This is a genomic window from Pseudomonas sp. J452 (assembly GCF_024666525.1).
Taxonomy (GTDB): domain Bacteria; phylum Pseudomonadota; class Gammaproteobacteria; order Pseudomonadales; family Pseudomonadaceae; genus Aquipseudomonas.
The window spans coordinates 3,994,850-4,018,943 of sequence record NZ_CP088294.1; the positions used below are offsets into that span (position 1 = coordinate 3,994,850).

The 24,094-nt window shown below is 56.0% G+C and carries 17 protein-coding genes and 1 pseudogene; 10 read left to right on the top strand and 8 right to left on the bottom strand.

Going from position 1 to position 24,094, the window contains the following annotated elements; genetic code table 11:
• Positions 1-12: 12 nt before the first annotated feature.
• Both LRS11_RS18110 and LRS11_RS18115 read right to left on the bottom strand, forming a co-directional pair.
• Positions 13-843, bottom strand: coding sequence for a hypothetical protein (locus tag LRS11_RS18110; RefSeq protein ID WP_260494257.1), 831 nt, complete (start codon positions 841-843; stop codon positions 13-15).
• On the bottom strand, positions 830-2,488 hold the full coding sequence (locus tag LRS11_RS18115; protein WP_260494258.1) for an AAA family ATPase: 1,659 nt from the start codon (positions 2,486-2,488) through the stop codon (positions 830-832). The genes LRS11_RS18110 and LRS11_RS18115 overlap by 14 nt, the downstream gene beginning before the upstream one ends.
• 831 nt (positions 2,489-3,319) lie before the next feature.
• Between LRS11_RS18115 and LRS11_RS18120 the strand changes: the two genes are divergently transcribed.
• Positions 3,320-3,676: a histone-like nucleoid-structuring protein, MvaT/MvaU family gene (locus LRS11_RS18120; protein ID WP_260494259.1), complete on the top strand. Its 357-nt coding sequence runs from the start codon at positions 3,320-3,322 to the stop codon at positions 3,674-3,676.
• Between the two features lie 210 nt (positions 3,677-3,886).
• Positions 3,887-4,072 carry an antitoxin VbhA family protein gene (locus LRS11_RS18125; protein WP_260494260.1) on the top strand — a complete coding sequence of 62 codons (186 nt, stop codon included), beginning with the start codon at positions 3,887-3,889 and terminating at the stop codon, positions 4,070-4,072.
• A 53-nt stretch (positions 4,073-4,125) separates the two neighbouring features.
• Here the strand turns inward: LRS11_RS18125 and LRS11_RS18130 are convergent, their stop codons facing one another.
• On the bottom strand, positions 4,126-4,932 hold the full coding sequence (locus LRS11_RS18130; RefSeq protein WP_260494261.1) for an NYN domain-containing protein: 807 nt from the start codon (positions 4,930-4,932) through the stop codon (positions 4,126-4,128).
• Positions 4,933-5,366: 434 nt separating this feature from the next.
• Between LRS11_RS18130 and LRS11_RS18135 the strand changes: the two genes are divergently transcribed.
• The 7 genes and pseudogenes from LRS11_RS18135 to LRS11_RS18165 all read left to right on the top strand — a co-directional run bounded on the left by LRS11_RS18135 (position 5,367) and on the right by LRS11_RS18165 (position 15,018).
• The gene (locus tag LRS11_RS18135) at positions 5,367-10,247 is read left to right on the top strand and encodes a type ISP restriction/modification enzyme (RefSeq protein ID WP_260494262.1); all 4,881 of its coding nucleotides are present in this window, start codon (positions 5,367-5,369) and stop codon (positions 10,245-10,247) included.
• Positions 10,248-10,651: 404 nt separating this feature from the next.
• Positions 10,652-11,866, top strand: a complete 1,215-nt coding sequence (locus LRS11_RS18140) for an S-type pyocin domain-containing protein (protein ID WP_260494263.1) — start codon at positions 10,652-10,654, stop codon at positions 11,864-11,866.
• 14 nt (positions 11,867-11,880) lie between these two features.
• Positions 11,881-12,216 (top strand): DUF6572 domain-containing protein, encoded by a 336-nt coding sequence (locus tag LRS11_RS18145; RefSeq protein ID WP_260494264.1) that lies wholly within the window; start codon positions 11,881-11,883, stop codon positions 12,214-12,216.
• 36 nt (positions 12,217-12,252) lie between these two features.
• Complete coding sequence (locus LRS11_RS18150) at positions 12,253-12,504, top strand: bacteriocin immunity protein (protein WP_260494265.1); 252 nt, start codon at positions 12,253-12,255, stop codon at positions 12,502-12,504.
• A 136-nt stretch (positions 12,505-12,640) separates the two neighbouring features.
• Positions 12,641-13,223 (top strand): annotated as a pseudogene (locus tag LRS11_RS18155) (cysteine hydrolase family protein).
• Between the two features lie 141 nt (positions 13,224-13,364).
• Entirely contained in the window at positions 13,365-14,084 is a 720-nt protein-coding gene (locus LRS11_RS18160) for a hypothetical protein (protein ID WP_260494266.1), read from the top strand.
• A gap of 160 nt (positions 14,085-14,244) precedes the next feature.
• A complete protein-coding gene (locus LRS11_RS18165; protein WP_260494267.1) occupies positions 14,245-15,018 on the top strand; it encodes a toll/interleukin-1 receptor domain-containing protein in 774 nt (257 codons plus the stop codon).
• Between the two features lie 134 nt (positions 15,019-15,152).
• Here LRS11_RS18165 and LRS11_RS18170 read toward each other — a convergent pair whose 3' ends face one another.
• The 3 genes from LRS11_RS18170 to LRS11_RS18180 form a co-directional block, all read right to left on the bottom strand.
• Entirely contained in the window at positions 15,153-16,229 is a 1,077-nt protein-coding gene (locus tag LRS11_RS18170) for an RES family NAD+ phosphorylase (protein WP_260494268.1), read from the bottom strand.
• A gap of 291 nt (positions 16,230-16,520) precedes the next feature.
• Positions 16,521-17,576 carry a hypothetical protein gene (locus LRS11_RS18175; protein ID WP_260494269.1) on the bottom strand — a complete coding sequence of 352 codons (1,056 nt, stop codon included), beginning with the start codon at positions 17,574-17,576 and terminating at the stop codon, positions 16,521-16,523.
• A gap of 164 nt (positions 17,577-17,740) precedes the next feature.
• Positions 17,741-20,830, bottom strand: a complete 3,090-nt coding sequence (locus LRS11_RS18180) for an error-prone DNA polymerase (RefSeq protein WP_260494270.1) — start codon at positions 20,828-20,830, stop codon at positions 17,741-17,743.
• A gap of 85 nt (positions 20,831-20,915) precedes the next feature.
• Between LRS11_RS18180 and LRS11_RS18185 the strand changes: the two genes are divergently transcribed.
• Complete coding sequence (locus LRS11_RS18185) at positions 20,916-21,611, top strand: SOS response-associated peptidase family protein (protein ID WP_260494271.1); 696 nt, start codon at positions 20,916-20,918, stop codon at positions 21,609-21,611.
• 18 nt (positions 21,612-21,629) lie between these two features.
• Here LRS11_RS18185 and LRS11_RS18190 read toward each other — a convergent pair whose 3' ends face one another.
• Both LRS11_RS18190 and imuA read right to left on the bottom strand, forming a co-directional pair.
• Positions 21,630-23,036: a DNA polymerase Y family protein gene (locus tag LRS11_RS18190; protein WP_260494272.1), complete on the bottom strand. Its 1,407-nt coding sequence runs from the start codon at positions 23,034-23,036 to the stop codon at positions 21,630-21,632.
• A gap of 7 nt (positions 23,037-23,043) precedes the next feature.
• Positions 23,044-23,661, bottom strand: coding sequence for a translesion DNA synthesis-associated protein ImuA (gene imuA, locus LRS11_RS18195; RefSeq protein WP_260494273.1), 618 nt, complete (start codon positions 23,659-23,661; stop codon positions 23,044-23,046).
• Between the last annotated feature and the right edge of the window lie 433 nt (positions 23,662-24,094).

Genomic DNA, 24,094 nt, shown 5'->3' on the forward strand with positions numbered 1-24,094 from the left:
GCTGCAGCAGCCTTAACTTGCTCCTAAGCCCAACCCCTCTAGATACGCTCCCATGTACTTTCGAACCAACATGCGCGTGAACGCTACATAGGCCTCCTGAGGTGAGAGTAAAGTCAGAAGATCGTCCAGATCGGCCCCCGGATCACGCCCTTCCTCAAGGGCTGCAACGGTGTGCCGAATCGCAGCCATGACAGTGCGCTGATGGCGAGCTCGCATCTGCAATAACTCGGCCCGTGCTAGACCAAGATAGTGGATGCTTATCTCTCCTTTTTTACTCGCCCGCCCATTCTTCACCGCTGGTTCAACCCTGCCATCCTCTAGGAAAACTAGATGGTCTTCTGGATCATCGATGCATGGATTGAGGAGTAAAGGCGCTTCATTGCGAAGACCCCGGGGGCCAATTGCTCGGGTCGCTTCATCCTCTAAGGGGAAGTAGCTTGCCTTTCCGATGACCCTGGCTCGAGCATCATAATCCAGCTGTGTTCGAGGGCGATTGCAGTCTGCACATGCGATGAGGAGGTTTGGCCAGCTGGCAGCCAGCCAGTAGTAGCCGTCCTTGCGGATCCTGGTTCTGCGTGGAGGAACAGGGTCAATTACTACTTTGCCTTTCGGCCTGAAATGCTCAATGTCTCCCGACTGAGTTCCCGCAAGCAGGGATTCGCAGAACACACATTTGCGGCCAAAGATGACCGTCAGATGAGCCCTCACGGCTGGAGATGAATAGGCAGTGAAGCTGAGCTTCGTTTTCGCGAGCCAAGCAAGGCGGTTGGCTCGGCGCTCGAGTAAGCCTTCTCTCACTAGCCCGTCCGGCGTGCTATCTCTTGGACGATCAATCTTGATCATGGCGCCCCACGTTCCCGATGGCAGGCCGAGGAGAAACCTGATCCATGACATATCGCAAACGGGATACGGTTCTATCTGACATCGCGCGCGCACTAACACTTGGTTGAGCGGGTATGTCATCAATCCCAGAGGAATCCAAGAGTTGCAACGCGAGTCGTTCGCGGCGCGTAGCGCCTAAATAGCGATCATCAGTTAAGCGCTGCACCAACTCTGTAAGCCTCGTCTCTTCATCTTCAGTCCGATCAGGAGTCTCAACCAGAGATTCATACTCACGAATTTCATCCTCCATTTGAGGATCAGCCGTGCTTCGCAATCCAAAATGCTCGGATGACAACAGCTGCTCCACTCGCAGCCTAGATACAGAAGGCAAGTCCTCCAAGGCATAAATATGTCCTAGCTTGTCCCGGCGTAGCACCGCAACCTCTCCTGAATATAGCCCTCTGAGACAGAGCGGGTCATGGGTGCTGTAGAGGAATTGCACGCGTGGAAAGGCTTTGCGGAGTGCGGAGAGACATTGGAGTCGCCATGCGGGATGGAAGTGGTTACCTAGCTCATCAATGATCACCACCCCTTCAGCCGACTCCAATGTTGAGCCTGACCAATAGAGTATCCGCATGATGTCCACCGCCATTCCGAGCATCGACTGATAGCCGTCGCTCAAATGCGAGAACTTCCTGCCAGCCACGCTACCAACCTGCAGAGTTACGGCGCCGGTCTCTGGATCTCGCCTAACCGAAAGCTGGTGCTCCTGAGGCATAAGGCTGGCCAGCACGCTGTTTACCTCTTCCAAGCGATCTACTTCTAGCGTGGATAGCCATTCGGCTGGGTCGCTTAGAGGAAGAAACGGATCGAACAAGTTGTCAATCTTCGCGTGTGCTTCGCCAGCTTTCGGCTTGTGTCGCCCCCTTGGCAGCAACCTAGTCGCTCCGTATGCCAAGACCAAAGAACGAGAGTGGCTAACGTTGAACTCAATCGGCTTGTTACGGTGCAGCTTCATGATTATGTCGTCTTCACCACCGACAATTGAAATTCTCACCTCGCCGTACAAGGCGCCTTCGGATAACAGCTTAGAGCTGCTTAGCTTCAGCTTTTTCGCGTACGCTTTGCCTGATAGCGCTAGTGCTAGAGCACGCAAAACGGTGCTCTTACCAACACCATTTTCCCCCAGCAGTGCGAAGCTGGGCGCCTGGGGAGACTCCGATAAGCTGAGGTCAAGATCGAGCACATTTATAGGCCCGAAGTTCTTGATTTTTACGCGACTGATGTACTGGGATTTGGCGCGATACTCGTCAAATCCAATACCCAACTCGGTATCAATGATTTTTTCAGCCCGCGCGGGTGCCGCCCGCCAATTGGCTCTATTAGCATCGGGTCGCCCAAGACGAACAAGCATTTGTCGCCAAACAGCACAGTGGGCTGTGTGACCTAAAGCTTTAGACGCTCGCTCATGATCGGGTGCGATTCCGAACAGTTTTACTTGTTCTGCACGCGAGACAACCAGTTGTGCCCGATTCAGATCAAGGAGGCCAATTGTTTCGTCCCCACGAACGGTCAACCCCACAACTCGGCCATCATCGAGAAATCGAAGGTGCTCATCGGGATTATCGCGGCATGGATCAAGCAGAGCCGGTTCTTCTAGGTTCAAGAGCTCGTCGTAGGTTGACCCATATGGCGCTGGGTTGCCTAAGAGAGGAAAGCGGTCGGCTTTGTATCTATTGCACGTAGCGCAAGCCCAGTAGAGATTCCTCCAGTCAGCATGGAGGTGCCAATACGAAGGGCCCCGGGCTGAACGCCTTGACTCAGGCCCTCGGGGCCTGAACCTTTCGATAACCCCAGAAGACGCTCGATCAGCGAAGATTTCGCAGTAGCAACAGCGCGCCTCAAACACATCACTAAGAATTGCCCGAAGCCTTTGGCTATCAGAAGCGGAAAATGGTTTGTAGTAACCTCCCCTTTGGGCTTCAGCTGATTGCTCGACGTAGGGCAAGTTGTACAAAGGCAACAAAAAATCAGGGCATTGCGGACGATGGATCGGGGTCATCCTTGCTTCCTTGAGTCCAAATCTACTGGCGCATCACTGTCGACTTCCACTAGACAGGTCTGACCGATTTCACCAGTGAAAGATGAATTTTTATGCGCTAGTAGGGTGAGATTTCAGTACTTGGCAGTAGTATCCCACTACTCCAGCCACGCTCACTAGACTTGGCGCAAAAGATCTATAGGAATCCCTGCCATTTGCATCTTTCGATGCTTATCCAATTATTTCTTGCGAGGTCGACTTGTGTTGGAAAAACGGTGAGAATGATGACTGGACACCCATCCCCCCCATGCCTTAAAACCCTGTGGTTACCTGTTAAATAAACCTTGACTGCTAACTCAGCGCGCAGTGGTCGGGTGATACATGCGGATTTCAGGTTGAACTCCAACCCATCCCCTATGTAGCGTAAAGCTACTCCATACCGACCAAGGAATTAGCATGTCGATTATTGCCGAATACAAAGCCCTCGAAGCCCAGATCGCCGAGCAGCAAAAGCGCCTCGAAGCCCTCAAAGGCGACGAAAAACTGAAGCGCGAGATCGAGTTTGAAACCAAACTGCGCGCTCTGCTCGCTGACTACAACTACTCCCTGCGTAACGTGATCGCTCTGCTCGATCCGAATGCTGCCAAGGGTTCCGTCGCGCCGGTGAAAGGTGCTCGTCGCGAGCGCGCACTCAAACGCTACAAAAACCCTAACAACGGCGAGATTGTGGAAACCAAAGGCGGCAACCACAAGGTGCTGAAGGCTTGGAAAGAGCAGTACGGCGCTGAAAAAGTTGAGAGCTGGCTGCAGTAAGTTGGTTCAGCCGTACCAGAGGGCCGCATTCGCGGCCCTTGTCGTTTTTGGATTAGACGTGACTCGCAATGAAGAGAAGGCGCTCTGGGCAATTGCGCTGACGGAGTACGGTGCCGAATCCCTGGAACGGAAAGTCCTCGGGTTCTTTGTTGTTGAGGCGCCGACCTGTATAAGGTTGAGTCGAAGTCCACTTCCCTTCTGGTGATCTAGATGAAGCAAGCACACGAAGAGGTGAAACGCCGCTCCCGCGTGGCTCATGTCGAGGCCACCAACAACCTTGCGGGCGCTCAGATGAGCCCTTTCATGTCCTCGAAAATGGCTGACTACGTGAAAGGCCGCCTTTCCTCTGCTGAGCTTGTGGCAGCCGCAAAGGCTCGCTACGGAGTCCATGACTGAGCCAGTCGACTGTTTGTAAGCCATGGCCTTTCTAGATGTGATCTCTCACCAGGCTAGGCTACCGACAATGTCTCTCCAGCAGCCACGTCTTTCTCCACGAGACTGACAGTCCAGTGACCACCCTCTTCTCGAACGGGATGAAGTAGGTCGTAGGTCTTTATCATGTCGAGCAAACCGGAATGGCCGTAGATGCTCGGCGAAAACGCAGGATCGGTGCGCTTAAGGTACCCGCCTAGTGAGCTAAGGGTGACCTTGCCTTCGCTGGCCCCACCTGCGAGTAGTGACACAGCCTCGACGACAAAACGAGGCCTACGTTTTACGGCTGGCTTGACCGGCTCTGGCTTGATTTCCGGTTTCGGTATGCAGCCGGTTCTCACTTGCTGCTTAGCGGGTGAGTCTCCAGCGTGTTGCGTTTCGACTTCTGGTCGAACCCACTCAAAGAACTCATCACTGGCATTCCGCAGAGCATCGGGTGTCTTGGGCTCGCCCACAATGCATACGGTTGCCCCCCGTTCGCGTAGTTTCCGGCAAAGGTAGGCGAAGTCTGAATCGCTGGTCACGAGGCAAAACGTATCCGCCCGCTGGTCAAACATTGCCTCCATGGCATCAAGGGCCAGGGCAATGTCAGCGGTGTTCTTGCCTGCAGCGTATTGGTATTGCAGACATGGCGTGAAGGCCTGTCGAACCAAAGCTTCCTGCCATTTGTTGGAAAGAGTGCTGTGATTGCCATACCCCCTGCGAAGGACGACACGCCCGAACTGCGCCACGACACGAAGCGCATGATCGAGAATATCGGGGGAGACGTTGTCGCAGTCCACGAGAACCGCTACGCGTGTTTCTCCACTGGGTAGAAAGCTCATCCATGCTCCTATCAAATCTAGTTACGCTACCGCTTAGGCTTTCTACGCGGCAAGCCGATCATACTGAATACCCTGCTGCATAGGTATCTGGGGTAGATACGACTTGGACTTCTCCGGAGCAGACGGGCATAGGCGAGCTCCTACTTTACCTGGGGCTAACGCAGGCACTTGGATCCAGACGGGTTTGCCCACAACGCCATAGAGTCCACCTTCGGCCAAAAGCGGACTACTCCACAGTGATAAACCAGACCTCTGCTGAGGCTTGGAAGGGCCGCATTCGCGGCTCTTGTTGTTTCGGGGGTAGACAGAATGCTCCCCAGCAGATCTTGGATTTCCTGATGTTTTCTTTTGGCTGCTCATAAAGACGGCTATTGATAGACTGGAAAAATTTAGCGCGCGAAACAAGCGCTAGCAGTAATCAAAAGGAATTCGTTATGTCCGCCCTTTCTGCCCTGCTCGACACCTACCGCTCCGCCTCTGTTACCGAACGCGAAAAAGGCACCTACTTCGAAGAGCTGATCTGCGCCTACCTGCGCAACGAAGCAACCTACCGCGATCTTTACGAAAAGGTATGGACGTATGCCGAATGGGCGAAGGAGCAAGGTCTTAGTGGTAAGGACGCAGGTATTGATCTGGTAGCGCGCACCCAAGGCACCGGTGAGTACCACGCTATCCAGTGCAAGCTTTACGCCGAAGACTACAAAGTCCAGAAAAAGGACATCGACAGCTTCTTCACCGCCTCGGGCAAAGCTCCGTTCACTCACAGGATCATCGTTGCAACCACCAACAACTGGAGCGAACACGCCGAGGACGCATTGCAGGGGCAACACCAGACGATCAATAAGATCGACCTGCAAGCTTTGGAAGAAAGCCAGATCGACTGGGCCAAATACCAGCCCAACCAAACCGTCGCGCTCAAGACCAAGAAGCAACTGCGCGAACATCAGCAAACCGCACTGAACGCCACCGCTGCAGGCCTCAAAGAGGCCGAGCGCGGCAAGCTGATCATGGCCTGTGGCACGGGCAAGACCTTCACCAGCCTGAAGATTGCCGAGCGTCTGGCCGGCAAAGGCAAGCGCGTGCTCTTCCTTGTGCCCAGCCTGTCTCTGCTGTCGCAGACCCTCACCGAATGGACGCAGGAAAGCGAAACCCCGCTGCACAGCTTCGCCGTCTGCTCGGACAGCGATGTAGGTAAGAAGCGCAAGGCCGATGAGGATACCCCGCAGGTCTTCGCTCACGAACTGCGCTACCCGGCCACTACCAAGGCAGATCGCCTAGCGGCGGAAATGCTTAAGCGCCACGATACCGAGCACATGAGCGTGGTGTTCTCCACCTACCACTCCATTGACGTGATCAGCCGTGCCCAGCATGAGCACGGCCTGGCAGCTTTTGATCTGATCATCTGTGACGAAGCCCACCGCACCACTGGCGCGACCTTTGACGATGATGATGAAAGCACCTTCGTGCGCGTTCACGACGCCGACTACATCCGCGCTACCAAGCGCCTTTACATGACCGCCACGCCGCGTATCTACGGTGACAGCGCCAAGGTTAAGGCCGAGTCCGGCGAAGTCACCCTCTGCTCGATGGATGACGAGGCGCTTTACGGCAAAGAGCTGTTCGTCATTAACTTCTCCGAGGCCGTACAGCGCGGCCTGCTCACCGACTACAAGGTTCTGGTACTCACCGTCGAAGAGAGCATTGTCAGTCGTCGACTTCAGGAACTCCTGAAAGACGAAGACAACCAGCTCAAGGTGGACGATGCCGCCAAAATCGTCGGCTGCTGGAAGGCGCTGGCCAAACAAGGGCTAGCTGAAAACTTGGTGGGTGATGATCAGCCTATGAAGCGCGCTGTAGCCTTCTGCCAGGTCATCTCGCCCAACTACAAGGGCACCAAGCACAAGGTCAGCTCGATCAACATCGCCAGCATGTTCCAGTCGGTGGTTGAGGCTTACCAGGAGTCAGAAGACATCGACGAGGCCTCGCGCATCATCTGCGAAGCTGCACACGTCGATGGCGGCATGAATGCCAGTCAGAAGGAAGCCAAGCTCAACTGGCTCAAGGAAGAACCCCCAACCAATACCTGCCGCATCCTCAGCAACGTGCGCTGCCTATCCGAGGGCGTGGATGTACCGGCGCTGGACGCAGTGCTCTTCCTCACCCCGCGTAATTCCCAGGTAGACGTGGTGCAGTCTGTAGGTAGGGTGATGCGCAACGCGCCGGGCAAGAAGCGCGGTTATGTCGTACTGCCCGTGGTCATCCCAGCCGGTATGGAGCCGCACGAAGCGCTCAACGACAACCAGACCTACAAGGTCGTTTGGCAGGTGCTCCAGGCCCTGCGCTCGCACGACGACAGCTTCGACGCCATGGTCAACAAACTCGACCTGATCGGGTCAGACCCGCGCAAGATGGAAGTCATTGCCATCACCGATAAGGCCGATAAGAAGGCGAAGAAAGCCAGCGGCACGAGCAACGGGCAGGCCGGCAAAGGCCAATACGGCATCGGCGAGAAGCGTCCTCGGCACGATGCCGAAGGCCAGATGACTAAGCAGGCCGAGCTGACCTATGAAGTAGGCGAAATCGAAAAGGCCATCTACGCCAAGATCGTCGATAAGTGTGGCAACCGCCACCACTGGGAAGACTGGGCAAACGACATCGCCAAGATCGCCCGCACCCACATAGACCGCATCCAGGGCATTTTGGAAACCCCGGCCAACACACAAGAGCAGGCAGCTTTCAATGCCTTCGCCGCCGAGTTGCGAGACGACCTCAACGACAGCATCAGTGACGGCGAGATTGTCGAAATGCTCGCCCAGCACCTGGTAACCAAGCCAGTGTTCGACGCTCTCTTCGAGGAATACAGCTTCGCCAGCCACAATCCCATGTCCATGGCCATGCAAGGTGTGCTTGACGCGCTCCACGAACACCGCCTGGATAAGGAAGCCGACACCCTAGAGAAGTTCTACACCAGCGTGCGCCAACGCGCTTCTGGCATCGACAGCGCCGCAGGTAAGCAGAAGATCATCGTCGAGTTATACGAAAAGTTTTTTGCTAATGCTTTTCCTCGGATGCGAGACAAGCTTGGCATCGTCTACACCCCAGTCGAGGTAGTGGACTTCATCCTGCACAGCGTCAACCATCTGCTGCAACAAGAGTTCGGCCAGACCCTGGGCAGCAAGGGCGTTCACATCATCGACCCGTTCACCGGCACCGGTACCTTCGTCACTCGCCTGATCCAATCGGGCTTGATCAAGCCGGAAGAGCTTCCTCACAAGTACAAGCACGAGATCCACGCCAACGAACTGGTGCTTCTGGCGTATTACATCGCCGCCATCAATATCGAAGCGGCTTACCACGGCGAAGTGATCGACGAATACACGCCGTTTGAAGGTATTTGCCTGACTGATACCTTCCAAATGTACGAGAAGGACGATTTGGTGGACGCGCTGTTAGAGGACAACAGCGCTCGCCGTAAGCGTCAGAAGGCACTGGATATTCGGGTGATTGTGGGTAATCCGCCGTATTCGGTTGGTCAGGGTGATGCCAACGCCAATAATCAGAATGTGGCTTACCCCCGTCTGGACGCATGCATCCGTTCCACTTATGCAATGCGCTCAACGGCCACACTCAAGAACGCCCTTTATGACAGCTATATTCGTGCCATTCGCTGGGCAAGCGACCGTATCGGTGATGCCGGAATCATCGGTTTTGTCACCAATGCGGGATTTCTGGAAGCCAACACCGCAGATGGTCTGCGCAAGTGTCTAGCCGATGAGTTCTCAAGCCTCTATGTGTTCCATCTGCGCGGCAACCAGCGCACCAGCGGCGAAACTTCGCGCAAGGAAGGCGGCAAGATTTTTGGCAGCGGCAGCCGCGCCCCCATCGCCATCTCCTTGCTGGTGAAAAATCCCAACGCGCAGTTTCGCGGCCAAATCCATTTCCATGATATTGGCGACTACCTCAGCCGTGAAGACAAGTTGGATAAGATCGCCGGCTATGCCAGCGTGGCCGGTATCGAGCATTGGCAAAAGATCACCCCGAACGAGCATGGGGACTGGCTCCAGCAACGTGATGAAGGTTTTTCTGAATTTATCGTGCTGGGAGAAAAGGGAAGCCAAACAACCGAGAAGATTTTCTCTCTACACTCCAGCGGGATAAAAACAAATAGAGATGCTTGGTGCTATAACTATTCTAAAAGAAAACTCTCCAGCAACATGCATGAAACAATTAACTTCTACAACTCAGAAGTCAGAAGGTTTCAAGGCGAGAAAACCACTCAAGGCAAGAGTATAGACTCTGCAAATTTCATAAATACAGATCCAACGAAAATGAGCTGGGATCACGCACAAAAAGTTGGAGTTGAAAAGGGGAGGATGGGCTCATACACCGAGAATGCAATATTTCCAGCAATCTATCGTCCCTTCACAAAATGCTGGTCATATGTGGACAGCTTTTTCAATAATCGCATATACCAGATGCCAAGCCTTTTTCCAGATCAGAATGCAGCGAACCTAGCAATATGTGTATCTGGAAAAGGAGGGAAAGTCGCATTCAGCTCGATGATTACTAGCGTGATCCCCAGTTTGCACATGGTGGACATTGACGGTTCCCAATGCTTTCCGCTGTACCTCTACGACGAAGCCGTTCAAGTCTCGAAAGACGATCTCTTTACCGAGCAGACTAAAGGCGGCTTGTGCCGTCGCGACGCCATAACTGATGCCGGCCTGGCTCATTTCCAGATGGTCTACCCAGGCGAGCAGATCAGTAAAGAAGACCTGTTCTACTACGTTTACGGCATCCTCCATTCCCCGGACTACCGCGAGCGCTTTGCCGACAACCTGAGCAAGGAGCTGCCGCGCATTCCTGCCGTGAAGAAGGCCGCCGACTTCTGGGCCTTTAGCAAGGCAGGCCGCGCCTTGGCAGACCTTCACCTCAACTACGAAACCGTCGAGCCGTATCCACTGACTATCGAGTCCAAGGGCCCGCTGACCAACGCCGATTACCGCGTGGAGAAGATGAAGTTCGCCAAGAAGGGCGACAAGACCACCGTCATCTACAACCACCGCATCACCCTTAAGGGTATCCCCGAGGCGGCCTGGGATTACGTGGTCAACGGTAAGGCCGCGCTGGACTGGGTGATGGAGCGCCAAGCAGTGCGCACCGACAAGGCCAGCGGCATCGTCAACGACGCCAACGACTGGGCTAACGAAACTATGGGCAACCCCAAGTACCCACTGGAGCTGTTCCAGCGCGTGGTCACCGTGAGCCTAGAAACCCAGAAAACTGTCCATAACCTGCCGGCGCTGGATATCTAGCAAACCAAGGGAGATTCAAGCTTTAGGTGCAGTGGTGGCAGTGGCTTCTCAGTTGGAGATCAACCTGACGCTGCTGGCTAAACCAAAAGCTGATCTTCTCCGCCAAGCCTCAGAGTCATAACCTGCAAAGCAGCTGGGCTTGGGGCTGCCCCCGAGACAGAGATCGCCGCCCAGTTCTTAGGCGGCGATCTTGCAATCGTGCCGCTAATCGATGTGAAGAGGCAGGTATAGAAGCTTTCGCATCCTATGCGCCCAAGTCTCTACGGACATTCCCGGCCCGACTCACCTTGCTTCTCGGTTAGAGATCGCACCTTCGTCACAATTTACCGCGCGAGTGCGCAAGACTTTGCACACCCCTCGCGAAGTAACATCGCCGCCGCATGCCTCTGCTTCGAAGGATCGATATGAGCGGCTACGTAGCGAACAACCGGGACGAGCGCCAAGCTCCCGAGATTCCTCAATACAGCGGTGCCTTTGACCAGCAGCCGCTCCGGCAAATGGATAGACCTAGTCCGCTTGCGCCGGAACCTCTTCCCTCTCCACCGGCACAATGTGTCTTTGCCAAACCCAGTTCACTGCCCCTCGGCGCCTTGGACTATCCATCAGTGGTGCCGGCGGAGTTAGCGAGTGCTTATGGCCAGACAGCGATCCTGGCAACCACGGATGTTCAGGCTGCTGGCGGCGGGTTGTTGCTTACGCGTGCAGCTGGCCAACTGTTAGGAGGCGGTACCTGGGCCATTCAGAGCGCTGGCGGTATCGCTACAGGTAGTGGAGCAGCGGGCGCTGCCGGGAGCGGTATTCTCGCAACCGCAGCTACCACCGCTATCGGCTTCGTTGCTTTGCTATGGCCGTCCCCCATGGGCGGAAGCGATCTGTACCGCAAGTCGGAACTTGAAGTTCTCAGTACGGCCAAGACTAGGTTGCGCTTCCACGTCGAGCATGACTGGACTAATGGTTCCATACGTACCTATGGCTTTCACACCAGTTCTCGTAGCGGTTTCGATTCCGTTCCGGTTGTGGCTGCCAGTGCCCAGGGCGATCAGGCTGTTGTGGATCTAGGGGATGGGGTCACCATCCTCTGGACACCTCAGGTAGATCCAACTGCAGGAACTCCACCGCTGCCGGAGCATATTCAGGGGCTGACGGAGACCATTTGGATCTACCCGGTCAGCGAAAACGCGGCTCAGGCTCTTGAAAACCCGATCTACCCTTCGGACTACAAAGACTTCATCATCACCTTCCCGGATCACCCCGGAGTGCAACCAGTTTATGTGGTGCTTAGCACTCAGCTGGATAAGAACAAGGCCAGGGGGCGTGAGTTTGAGGACGAGGTGTATGGCGATTACAGCTCGACTCGCTCGGAGACGGGGCGAGAGGTGACAGTGAAGACAAAGAGCGGCACTCGCACTCGCATCGACATGGTTGGCCGAGAGCCAGACGGCACAATCTCGTGTGTCGAATGCAAGTCCTCTGATACCGCGCCATTAACGCCTAATCAGAAGGTAGCGTTCCCGGAAATCGAGGAGAGCGGCGCGGTCGTGGTTGGAAAAGGGAAGCCTGGTTTCCCCGGGGGAACTGATATACCCCCAACGAAAGTTGACGTTGTGCGACCGAACTAAACGGAGATGACTGGATGTCTGTAGCAGAGGCCGGCGTAATCGACATGTGGGGCATCCCTGATTGGGATAGGAGCAAGATCGAGCTGGTCATCACCGATCACCTCGGCTGGGAACCAGAGGAAGAAATGGAGCACCTCATAATGCTTCAGGAAAAGGTTAACTCCTATATCTCCTTCATTGAGAGCGGGGAAATCAATACGGCAATCCCCTCAGCGGTAGGCAAGGTTCCCATTATCAGAGTGGTTGGAAAGTACGCGCTTTCCAAGCAGGCCGAGGCCTTCGCTGATCGCGTCACCGAGGTTCTGCGCGACGCTGATATCGAGTTCGAATTTGTGCTCAGACAGGGCTAGGGGCGCCTTGGTGTCGGTGCTTAAGGCTGGCAAGGAATGATCAATCTGAAATCCCGCATCACCGACTACAGCGAGGACGAATTCCTCCGACTGATTGAAGAGATCTGCAGCGCTACCGGAAGCGAGAAGTACCAAGATGAGTTGCTGGAGAACTTCATCCAGGTGAGTGAGCACCCCGCTGGCTCCGACCTCATTTACTACCCCGAGTCAGGCGACGCTTCGCCGAGAGAAATTCTTGAAACCGTCGTGGCGTGGCGGCGTGGCAATGGCTTATCGTCGTTTAGATAGCGGTCACTGGATACAAGTGCATCTGCCTTAAAGGGCTATTGAGTCCGCCTTTGGCCGGGCGCGGGAGTGCTGTTGCAGCCTTTTCTGAGGAGCCTCAAGATCCACGAAGAATGCGATCAGCCCAAGGATTGACTTGATGACTACCGAAACCAGTATTTCGCATCCTCTTCCCAAGACACCTGCACTCATCATTATCGATATGCAGCGCGGTATGGCTGATCCCTCAGCTGGTGTACGTAACAACCCCCAAGCAGAACAGACCATTGCTGGCGCTCTACAGGCATGGAGAGAGGTAAACGCCCCCATCGTGCACGTGCGCCACATCTCTAGAACCCCCCGGTTCCCCCTTTTGGCCCGGGCATCCCGGAGTAGAGTTCCAGCCAGAACTACAACCCCTGATTTCAGAGCACGTCGTTGAGAAGAATGTCCCCGACGCATTCATCAATTCGGGGCTTGAGCGGTGGCTACGGGTTAGGGGCATTGATGCTGTTGCTCTAGTAGGTGTCAGCACCAACAATTCGGTAGAGGCTACCGCTCGATCAGCAGGAAATTTGGGTTTCGAGACCTATGTAGTTGCTGATGCGACGTTCGCGTTTTCAAAAGCCGACTACAACGGCTTCATGCGCAGTGCTGACGATGTCCATGCGATGGCCTTAGCGAATCTCCATGGTGAGTACGCAACAGTGATTACCGCTATTGAGCTGCGTGAACTCCTCTGAGGGAACAAGCCTTTCAGTACCGCAGGCCCTGCAAGCTTGGCCCCAACCCTGTTGCCCTGGTAATCATCTGGATCGTCAGCATACCCGTAAGCACTTGCGTTCTTCAGTATCATCGCGACACCTCGCTGAATGGATGGCCTCATGCTCCTGCAAACCCGCAACCATATTCTCGAAGTTCTCGAAAGTCTCGCCATTGGCGACTTCGCTGCACGTCCGTTCGACTGTGCCTTCGAATTGCTCGCAGCCCCACCAAGCCGCAAGCGCCTGATCATGGTCGGCTTCAACGGCTCGCTGGCCGACGCCATCCACACCAATGCCGGTGCAATACGCGCAGGCTATGAACAGCCAATGTTCTCCAATGTTGCCCATGGCCTGGAGGGTGGCTGGGGCCCGAAGACCCTTGCCCGGCGACTTACAGATCTACCCACTGCACTGGGATTTGATTGGCGCGACACCGTCTATACCAATGCCTTGCTGCTTTGCTCACGGGACGCTGTGTCGATACGAAAAGTCGCGGAGCAATCTTCCGCAGCAGGGCTAGAAATGCTGACGCGCAAATCGATGGACTTCTTTAAGCGAGTGACCATGCCACTTGCGGAAGCGGAGCTGATCATTGCCTACAGCAATGGGTTAGGAAGCCCATCGGCTGCCAAGATTCTCTGGGAGGCATTTGGCGATGGGGAGGCCTTGGATCACGTTGACTCGTCCTCGTACCGGGCCACCTATGGCTTCACTGCGACCATTGCTAGGCGGAAGGTGCCGGTAGTCGGTATTCGGCACATGTCCAGATTTGCTCCGAATATTGAGGGGATAAAACTGGCTTGGAGACGGCAGATGGAGAGACTGGCGGAAGGTATTTGACCTGGGCGGATTGGTAGCTGAATTGCACAGAGGCAGCAGTCGGCCAAAGCGGTCATTCGTTGGCTACAAAATTCTGGCCGATTCACTCACAATTCTCTGGCACTGCTCCTGCTTTGGTTAACCGACTGAGTGCAGGAACGCTCACGATCAGGGAGTTTTAATGAGTAAGGTATTTCTGAGCCATAACCACGCAGATAAGCCATTTACAAGGCGCCTTGCCGGTGACTTGCGCCAGGCTGGGCATACTGTCTGGATCGACGAGGCTGAAATCAATATTGGTGACTCTCTGATCGATAAGATTCGAGCTGGTCTAGACGAAGTAGATTTCGTGGCTGCGGTGCTTAGTGAGAAGTCGATTGATAGCCCTTGGGTTCAGCGAGAGTTGGAGATAGCTTCCAACCGTGAAATCGAAGAGCGGCGCGTAGTGGTTCTGCCGTTGATGGTGCAGAAGGTGTCCCTACCGGGCTTCCTCAAAGGGAAGTTCTATGGGGACTTCACAGACCCTGATGCCTACCAGCAGATGTTTGAACTGCTGTTGCGCGCCCTGGGCCCAGCCACGGCACTGACAAAGCCACCTGCGCAGGAGATTGATGCGTTGCGACAAGAGTTGGCCGTTATGAAAGGCGCATTAGACGAGCTGGCGAAACAGAACAAAGCGCATGAACTCATATCGTTGAGGCACAAGAGCGCCAACCTTGCCGCCGCTATTGAGAAAGCCAACCAAAAGTACCCAAATCACGCACCGATCAACAATACATATGCGTTCGAGGTAGGGAGCACCCCCGTTACATTGGACTACTTGCTCTGGGGAATCGGCAAAGCCATGAGAACTGGCGCTCACATTCTCGAGTCACTTCTGTCGATACATGATAAGTGGCCCGATGCCCAGCGCATGATTGAAGCATACGACGACTTGCTGGCTAGTTATGACTGAATCCAATGGCCTTCGCTTCAACGGCCCAGAGGATATCGGGGTGCGCACAGGACTATCCTTTGCTTCAACTTCCCGATCGGCTATTTGGGGCCGGTAGTTGTCAAGAGAGCTTCTTGGCGGCTGATCCAAAGGTTTCAATACTCGACTGGCCCGAAGTGCCCACGATAGCCAACTTGGGTGAGGATAAGGCGATTGATGCACTCGACACTGACCAAGCCACTTTCCCTCGGCCTACCAAATAGGGCGAGATTGCGAATGGTAGTTGCCTCCACATATTTCTCCCGCTCTGGATGGAAGCGACGAAGTGATAGACCATAGGTCGTTTCGAAAGGATGGCTGCCGGTGCGAATCAGGCTGAAAAAGGACGGATAGATCACTCCGTCAAAACCAGCTTCTTTCGCAGCAAGAGCAAGGTCACGGGCGATGTCATATGAGTGAGAACGGGCGAGAAACAGCATATGAATTGCCATATCCAGGCTTTCGAACTCAGTCTCTGTTTCCTCCAAAGGGTGAGTCAGATCCAGTAGCCGGAGATCCTTCTGACTCTTTAAGGTTGCGACATAAAGTTCATCCTCCGTCGATGCCCTACATTCATGGATACAGACATCAAGGTCTTGCGATCCGTACATCACGGAGAAGCCTGGAGAATCCAAACGCCCTTTACCTGCGAACTCTAGAGGTGGACTGTCGTACTCGGACGGCTCTGCTGGATGTCCCGGGTTGACACGCAGACGGTAGAATTTGCTGCCTTTGCTGAGTGTTTTTTCGGGGTATTCCTTCAGGACACGTTCGATGAGCTGAGGGCGTGTCGTGGGATCCTGCAGCGCCTTTAGTGGCTCGACTTCGCCGATCATCCACAATCGTGGGCCGTAATGGAAAAATCCAACTTTAGCGGCCTCCTCAATAAACTTGATGTCGTTCTCAAGCCACGCTGACGGGGCTATGTCGCTCTGGCCATAATGGTACTCGTTGAACTGAATAACTGGCGCTGCGCCGTAGTCACACCGGACGGTAGTTCCGCTCACAAAGAAGCGCCACGCCAGATCTAGAATGTGATCTCGGGACAGCTTTTTCCCATCCGGACTCTGGCAATTCGGACATTCGCCTTGTTGTTCAAGGCCATGCTTTACGGCATCGATCCGCAGCCCTTCATCTGTGAAACAGTTTGAGCAGAGCAGAATCTCACTGGTTGGCTCGGTTATGTCGGACATACAGGCTCCCTGCGTTTTTGTTGCCGGACTTAGCGATTTAATAAGCGAAAATCCTAGACGCCAGATGACCGTTTTTGGCCGGTATCTGCCTGACGTGACAGGCAGATACCGGCCAGTAGCGTACGCTCATAGATATTTACGAAGAATGAGCGATCCAGTCAGCGGGCACCTAAATGATTTCGGAGTTCCCAGAGAGCAGATGTACTACAAACTCTGGTCGGAGCTATAGCTACACGATGTGGCGCCTGCCTTGCCGTTTGCAGATCTAAGCCTAGGCGCGCCACTCCTTAGTCAATCCTCGCGCATGAATTTTTCATAAGAATATGCGTGATAGGAACACAGCCCACCATTGTCCTGGTCGTCTTGCCGCAGGCTCTCCTCACAGATCTCACATTGCGTGTATTCGAGCTCAGCGGCACACCACAGGCAGGACTGCTCATGGATTAGGAACGTGCCCCTCCCGCATTCATTGCAGTCCTCAAGGCTTGGCTCATCACCGTTGCGTGGGTCGTAACTATGGGCTTGCTCCAGCGCGTCGATCATGAGCGGGGCTATCAAGGCTGATTGTCCGCAGGCGATACAGGTGGCCTCAAAACGGTCATCGTTGTATTCAACAGTATCGCCTGCGTCCAAGTTTTCTTGCGCCGGCGCTAACAATGTGGAGCCGCATTCGGGACACTTAGATTCTTTCAGCCAGGGCTCCATTCCTTCTGGCACGCAAGCCTCAGACCAAGCCTCTTCGCATCGTTTTGTGGTATCTACAAAGAAGTTGTGATGTAACAGCATGAGTTGCCAGGCATCCCCAAGGATTGCTGCTGGAGGCTCCTCCAGCTCCATCTGAATGAAATCCCGTAGCACGGGGAACAGCTCCGCCACGAAATCGGCGACCTCACCTAGAGTGTGAGCGGGATGCAGGTGCTCCAGATGGTTACGGCATGCCTGTAGTTTTTCAATCACAGACCAGTCGACATCAATCTCAAAAGATTCGAAACGCTTTTGGATCGTTCCCACATCGATTGTGGTGGGCTTGAACTTGCCCACCGGCACCCATTCGATGCCTCCATCGCCATCTGCATGGGGTAAAACCTCTGGTGGATTGAAAATTAGAGCCGCAGCATCAGCGTGATCATCGACACATGTAGCAATTTTGTACTTGAACAGGAGCAGTATGCCTGCGAAGAGATTACGGATAGCCGAGAGTGCCCGCGCGGGATCGCCCCCGGGATTTCTGCAGCGTTCGAAGTCCTCAACACCTAACCGAATAGAGGTAAGTGCGTTTTCACGAAGCTTGGTGGCATCAAGTCTCGGCATCGGGCGCTTGGGCGTCATATGATGATTATTCTTCACGGCCTTAGATAATTCGGCAGATATTATTTGGTGGGATACATGGATAGCACGCACAAGCTCGATTAGTTTCGTACGAAGCCCACGAGAAGGGGCGTGTTTCCGGCATCACCGACGTCTGCTTTTGGCTGTGGATTCAACCGGTGAACGCAGAAGTCCGGTTCGGCTCAATGAAAGTTTCTACTTCTCACATCCAACCCATCGAGCAGATCACTACGGTCTTCCAGATGCCCCGCAATCAAATGCCTAACCCCGGCCTGATCCTCCAAACTGCCTTTCACCTGGAGCAGCTTCGCCCCTATTAAAGCGGGCCGGTACCGCTCCGCAAGGTCTCGCCACACCACGACGTTAACCATGCCGTACTCGTCCTCAAGGGTGACAAAGGTGACGCCGGAAGCAGTCGAGGGACGTTGCCTGCCAGTGACGATGCCGATCACAGTGACATGCTTCCCGTCCTCTACATGCCCCAGGTCACGGGAGCTCTTGGCTCGCATCGCATGCAAGGTTTCCCGAAGGAGCGACATGGGATGTGGCCCGAGTGTAGTGCCGGTACGAGCGTAGTCAGCGTGCATGTCTTCGACCACCGTAGGGGCCGGAATCGCTATGGGGGATTCGTCGACGCTACAGCTGAAAAGCGGCAAGGGTTGTTGCACGGCAGCGATCTCCCAGCGTGCCTGGTGACGATTGCTCGCAAGCTTCTTCAGCGCATTGGAATCAGCCAGTAACTCGCGCGCCTTGGCATCCAGACTTGCTCTCAAACATAGATCGCTCACGTCCTCAAACGGCTTCTCCTCCCGCTTAACCTCAATCCGCCGGCCTACCTCCTCGGACAGGCCACGGATCATCCTGAGCCCCAGACGAATCGCTGGCAGTTGCCGGCCAGCGTCCTCCAAGGTGCAGTCCCAATCGCTCACTGAGACGTCGACCGGACGCACCTCAATGCCGTGCCGGCGCGCATCCTGAAGAACCTGATCCGGCGAGTAGAAACCCATCGGCCAACTGTTGATGAGCGCGCATGCATATGCGGAAGGCTCGTGGCACTTGAGCCAGCAGCTGGCGTAGGTGAGCAATGCGAAACTAGCGGCGTGCGACTCAGGAAATCCATAGCTGCCGAAGCCCTTGATCTGCTCGAAGATGCGCTCGGCAAATTCTAAGGAGTAGCCACGTTCAAGCATGCCCTCACGCAGGCGTTTCTGGTGGGGCTCCAGGCCACCATGGCGCTTCCATGCTGCCATTGAGCGGCGTAACTGATCGGCCTCCCCTGGGGTGTATCCGGCTGCGACGATGGCCAGGCGCATGACCTGTTCCTGGAACAAGGGCACACCGAGAGTGCGGGCAAACACCTCGCGCAGTTCATCACTCGGATAGGTCACTTCTTCTTCGCCATTGCGCCGGCGTAGATAGGGATGAACCATCTGACCCACGATGGGCCCTGGTCGCACGATGGCCACCTCAATGACCAGGTCGTAGAAGGTCTTGGGCTTTAACCGGGGGAGCATGGACATCTGCGCCCGCGACTCGATCTGGAACACGCCGATGGTGTCGGCCCGGCTGATCATCGCGTAGGTCTCAGGATCCTCTGCCGGGATGGTGGCTAGGGTCAGATAACGACGCTCGTAGGAGCGCAGCAGATCTAGACATCGGCGTATCGCGCTCAGCATGCCCAGGGCCAGGACATCGACTTTCATGAGCCCCAGGGCATCGATGTCATCTTTGTCCCACTGAATGATCGTCCTGTCCTTCATCGCCGCGTTCTCGACCGGCACCAGAGTCGACAGCGGGTGCTCGGAGATCACGAACCCACCGGGGTGTTGGGACAGATGACGAGGAAAACCAACCAGCTCGCCAGTGAGCACGAACACTCGCCTCAGCTCAGGACTTTCCGGATTGAAGCCAGCCTCCATTAGTCGCTCAGGGGTGGGCAGACAATCACTCCATCTGCCGCAGCAATTCGAGAGTGCAGTCAGCTGGTCTGGCGGCAGGCCAAGCGACTTGCCGACATCTCGGATGGCACCGGCAAAGTGGTAGGTGCTTGCAACGGCAGTCAGGGCTGCACGCTCACGACCGTACCGCTCGAAGATGTACTGGATCACCTCCTCGCGACGCTCATGTTCGAAGTCCACGTCGATGTCGGGCGGCTCGTTGCGCTCCTTCGAAATGAAGCGCTCGAACAGCATGCTCATCCTAGTGGGGTCGAGCTCGGTAATGCCTAGCGCGAAGCAGACCGCAGAATTCGCGGCTGAGCCGCGCCCCTGACAGAGGATCTCTTTGCTGCGGGCGAAACGGACGATATCGTGGACAGTGAGAAAATAGCTCTCGTACTTAAGCTCCTCGATCAAGCCCAGCTCCGCCTCGATCTGAGCCCGAGCTTTCTCCGACAAGCCCTCCGGCCAGCGCCATCTGGTGCCTTCGTAAGTGAGTTCTCTCAGCCAGGCCGCCGCTGTTTTCCCCGCCGGCACGACCTCGTGCGGGTACTCGTAGCGCAGCTCGCTCAAGTTGAAGGTGCAGCGCTCCGCGATCCTGACGGTCTCCTCTAGGAGCTGCGTCGGGTAGAGGTTGGCCAGAGAGGAGATCGACCTGAGATGGCGCTCGCCATTGGGAAACAGGTACTGCCCTGCCTCGGCGACGGTGCAGTGATGGCGGATCGCGGTGATGGTGTCCTGTAGAGCCCTCCTACCCCTGGCATGCATGTGCACGTCACCTGCAGCTACGAGCGGAATCTCCAAGCGCTTGCCCAGCTCATAAAGCCTAGCGAGCTTGGCTGCGTCATCGGGGCCACGATGCAGTTCGACGGCAATCCAGCAGCGGCCTGGGAACCTCGACGCAATCCAGCGACCGTGCTCCTCATCCATGCCTGAGCCAGGCACCCAGAGCGCGAATATGCCCTCAGTGGTGCCTGCAAGATCCGACTGATGAAGCTCATAGGTGCCCTTTGCAGAGCGTCTGCGGCCCTGAGTAATCAGCGCACAGATTCGCTGGTAGCCGGCAAGGCTGGAAGCCAGGAGAACCAGCTGAACTCCCTCGACTAGCCTGACCTCAGTACCAGTGATCAGAGCAACGCCGGCAGATTTTGAGGCCTGCCAGGCTCGAACGATTCCAGCGAGCGAACACTCATCTGTAATAGCCAACGCCCGGTATCCGAGACGGCGAGCCTTGAGGAAAAGCTCCTCCGCACTTGATGCGCCTCGCTGGAAGCTGAAATTGCTGAGGCAGTGGAGCTCCGCATACTGAGACGGTGACTGCTCGAGGTCTTTCATGATCGACAACAATAACTGTATGGATATACAGTTTTTGCTATAACCCCCACCAGGGTCAACGGCGAGCTGACAGGAGGAACAGGAGATGTGCGGACGACTTGCGCAGATCCGGGCAGAACAGAAGTACCTCGCCTCTCTGGCCATTCAGGGCCAGCTCCTGCTGCCGCCTTCGCCGGATCCGATCAACCGGTACAACGTAGCGCCTCACTCGCGAGTGGGCTTGCTTCGCAAGGTGGCTCAGGGGTATCTGTGGGCACCGGAACGATGGCGATGGCTGCCGGCCTGGGCAGAAAAGCCGGTGCGCAATGACTTCAACGCAACGCGCGAGAAAGTCGGCAGCAGTCCCTACTACCGAGAGGTTTGGCCACATCGAGCCCTTCTTTGCGTGGATGGTTGGTATGAGTGGTGCTCGGTGGCAGGCCAGAAGACGAAGCAGCCCTACTACATCCGTCGCCACGACAGCGAGCCGCTCTTCCTCCCTGCAATAGGCCAGTTCTCGGAGCCCGGTAACGAGCCCAAACCAGATGATGGGTTCCGAATCATCACCGCTGATTCAGAGGGCGGGATGCTCGATGTGCACGACCGTCGTCCGGTGGTGTTTGATCCGGAAAACGCGAGAGCGTGGATGACGGACATCAGTTCCGAGGAGGCTAGCCGCATGCTTCATGAACAGGCCCTGCCGGTGGACGCATTTCACTGGTATGCGGTGGGACGTGAGGTCGGCAACTATCGGAACGAAGGTGCGGGTTTGATTGAGCCGCTAACGCTGCCCTCCACCTGAGCCTAGGGCAGAACCCACTCATGAGAACCAGCCATGCAACATCAGCTTTCCACCGCCTACGGTGCGAAAGGCCCAGCCTTGTTGACCGAAGCGAGTCTCCACCACGTAGTAGTCGCGGCGCACGTCACCACCATCCCACCAGCCGGACTCAATGCGCTCTGGGCCGGAAAGAATGCGCAGCCCTGACTCAGACAACGGCTCAGGCTCAACCAGCAGCCAGCCTGGGCGTGGTGCGCAAGCTGGCAGAGGAGTCCTGATTTCATCCCGAACCCAGCTCCGCTCAGGGCGGTGATCTGCTCGATGGCTAAGTCCATACACGGCGGCGTCGCCCAGGCGGGCACGAAGACGCTCTCGTAGCTGCTCCCAAGGTTGCGACTGCTGCGGTCTCTCGTCGAAAAGCTGGTGGTGCTGTGGAACGAAAGGTGGCAGATCGCGCGCGACCAACCGTACCGCCAGTACAGGTGCTGGCAGCTGTTGGTGCTCCAGTCGACCACGGCTGAACTCAAACAACATTGCAGCATCACGCTCCGCACTGAGCAGCCCCACCACTACCAAACTGTCGGCTTGGTTGCGGTGCTCCAAGTGCAGAGTAAAACGCTGTACACCACTGTCACGCCCCGCGAGGTAAGCAGCTAAATCTGCCGTCACTCGGCGCAGAGGAAACAGTAACGCTTGGTGCGACTCGACCTCGAAGTTCAACTCAAGGCGTGTGTCGAAAACATCAGGTGGGGAGTAAAACTCCAAGGCAAGCGGGCGGCGACCGAACACAGTGTCGATATGCAGCAACACCTCAGCAGAGAAACGTTTAGCCAAGCTGTCACGAGGCAGATCCAGCAGTTGCTGCAACTGGCGTAGTCCCATCCGACTGAAGGCCGTCGCAGCAGCTTCAGGCAGGCCAAGGCGCCCCACCGGCAGAGGAAGAAGTGCTTGGCGAAGACCCTCGTCATCAAACACTGCCAAGCCGTCACGGGCATTCGCTAGCACTCGGGCTGCGGCAGGGTTGGGCGCTGCAGCGATGCGATGCTGAAAACCCAGGGCCGTGAGCTCTTCGCGCAAACGTGCTTCGAAAACTGGCCAGGGGCCAAACAGACCAAGGCTGGAGTGGACTTCCAGTAACAGACAGCGCGGATAGCGCAGACTGACCTGGGCGCTGAAGCCATAGGCCCAGGCAGCCAGAAACCGCTGCCAGCGATCAACTGCCGCCTGATCGTAATCAGCAGTAGCGAAGTCGTTCGACAGCGCTTGAGCCGCCGCGAACGACTGCCCAGGCCTCAAGCCAAGTGCTCTGGCTGCTGGATTGACGGCTTGCAGAATGCGGCGCTGCGGCGGGCCGTTAAGCAGCGCGAGCGGAGCCTGGCTGTCGGCACGGTGGCGAAGCACACCGTCCATAGCCAGTTGCGGCAGCAGAATGCAGGCCCAGAGCATGACCGACTCAATGCCAGGTGGCTGAGATTGGCCGTGCCGGAGGCAGACCGCCACGGCACTTGAGTATCCGCAGCTGGGCAGGCTTAGCATCGATGGCCAAGCGCAGTGCAGCAGGTGAGGCGTTCGCGGCTTCCTGTTGCGGGCGGTAGGCGAAGGCCAGTGTCTGCCCCGTTTCTGCGGCCACCTGCAGGCGACGCAGTGCCCGGTCATCGGCCTTCTGAGGCCAAAAGAGCACCGCCCCGCAACTGCCTGAGCGCAGGCATTGCTCGGTTGCCCATAAAGCATCACGGCCCTCTGCCTGGACGATGCTTAGATGACGCATATCGATACCGGCGCCGATCCATGCCTCGGGGTATGGCAAGTGAGGAGGACTAACCAGCACCACACGCTCCCCCGCCGAGGTGAGACGCGCCAAGGTAGGCCACAGCAATTGCAACTCACCGACACCTCTGCTGCCGACTAGGATCTCGCTCAGTGCAGCAGCTGGCCAGCCACCACCGGGAAGCGCTGCATCCAAGGCGTGGTGACCGGTAGGTGGGCAGCTCGTTGACGGTGAAGGGCCTGCATGACCGCGCCAAACGCGGCGGGCATCAAGCAGGCGGTCGAGGGAAACCACTGATGACATGCTGGCGAACCAAAAAATACTGTATATGAATACAGTATTTAGTTTGCCTCGGCATCGGTCAAGGAAAGTCGATGAGCTGTCTCAGGCTCACCGCCGCACGTAGCTCTATTCCCCAGCGCTACTCAGCAACCCCCTGACTTCCTGTGCCTCAGCACTCGTGACCTCAAATATGAATGCCGGGGCGCAAGGCGCCTGCAGCACAGTCAACGAGTTTGGCTCTGGAGAAGGAAGGGTCGTTGCGCTTGGCCCACGAAGCGGAGGAGTCTTGGATCCCGCCTCACGTAGCCCGATCAAGTACGGTACCGCCTTCACCGCCTCAGGTTCAGCGAACGTAGAGTTGTCCCAGGTTACCGGAATCACTTGGGACGGCTGCCCAACCAGAACCTGATCCACCACCACCTCAAAGCGCGCGTAGTCGCTTAGGATTTTCTTG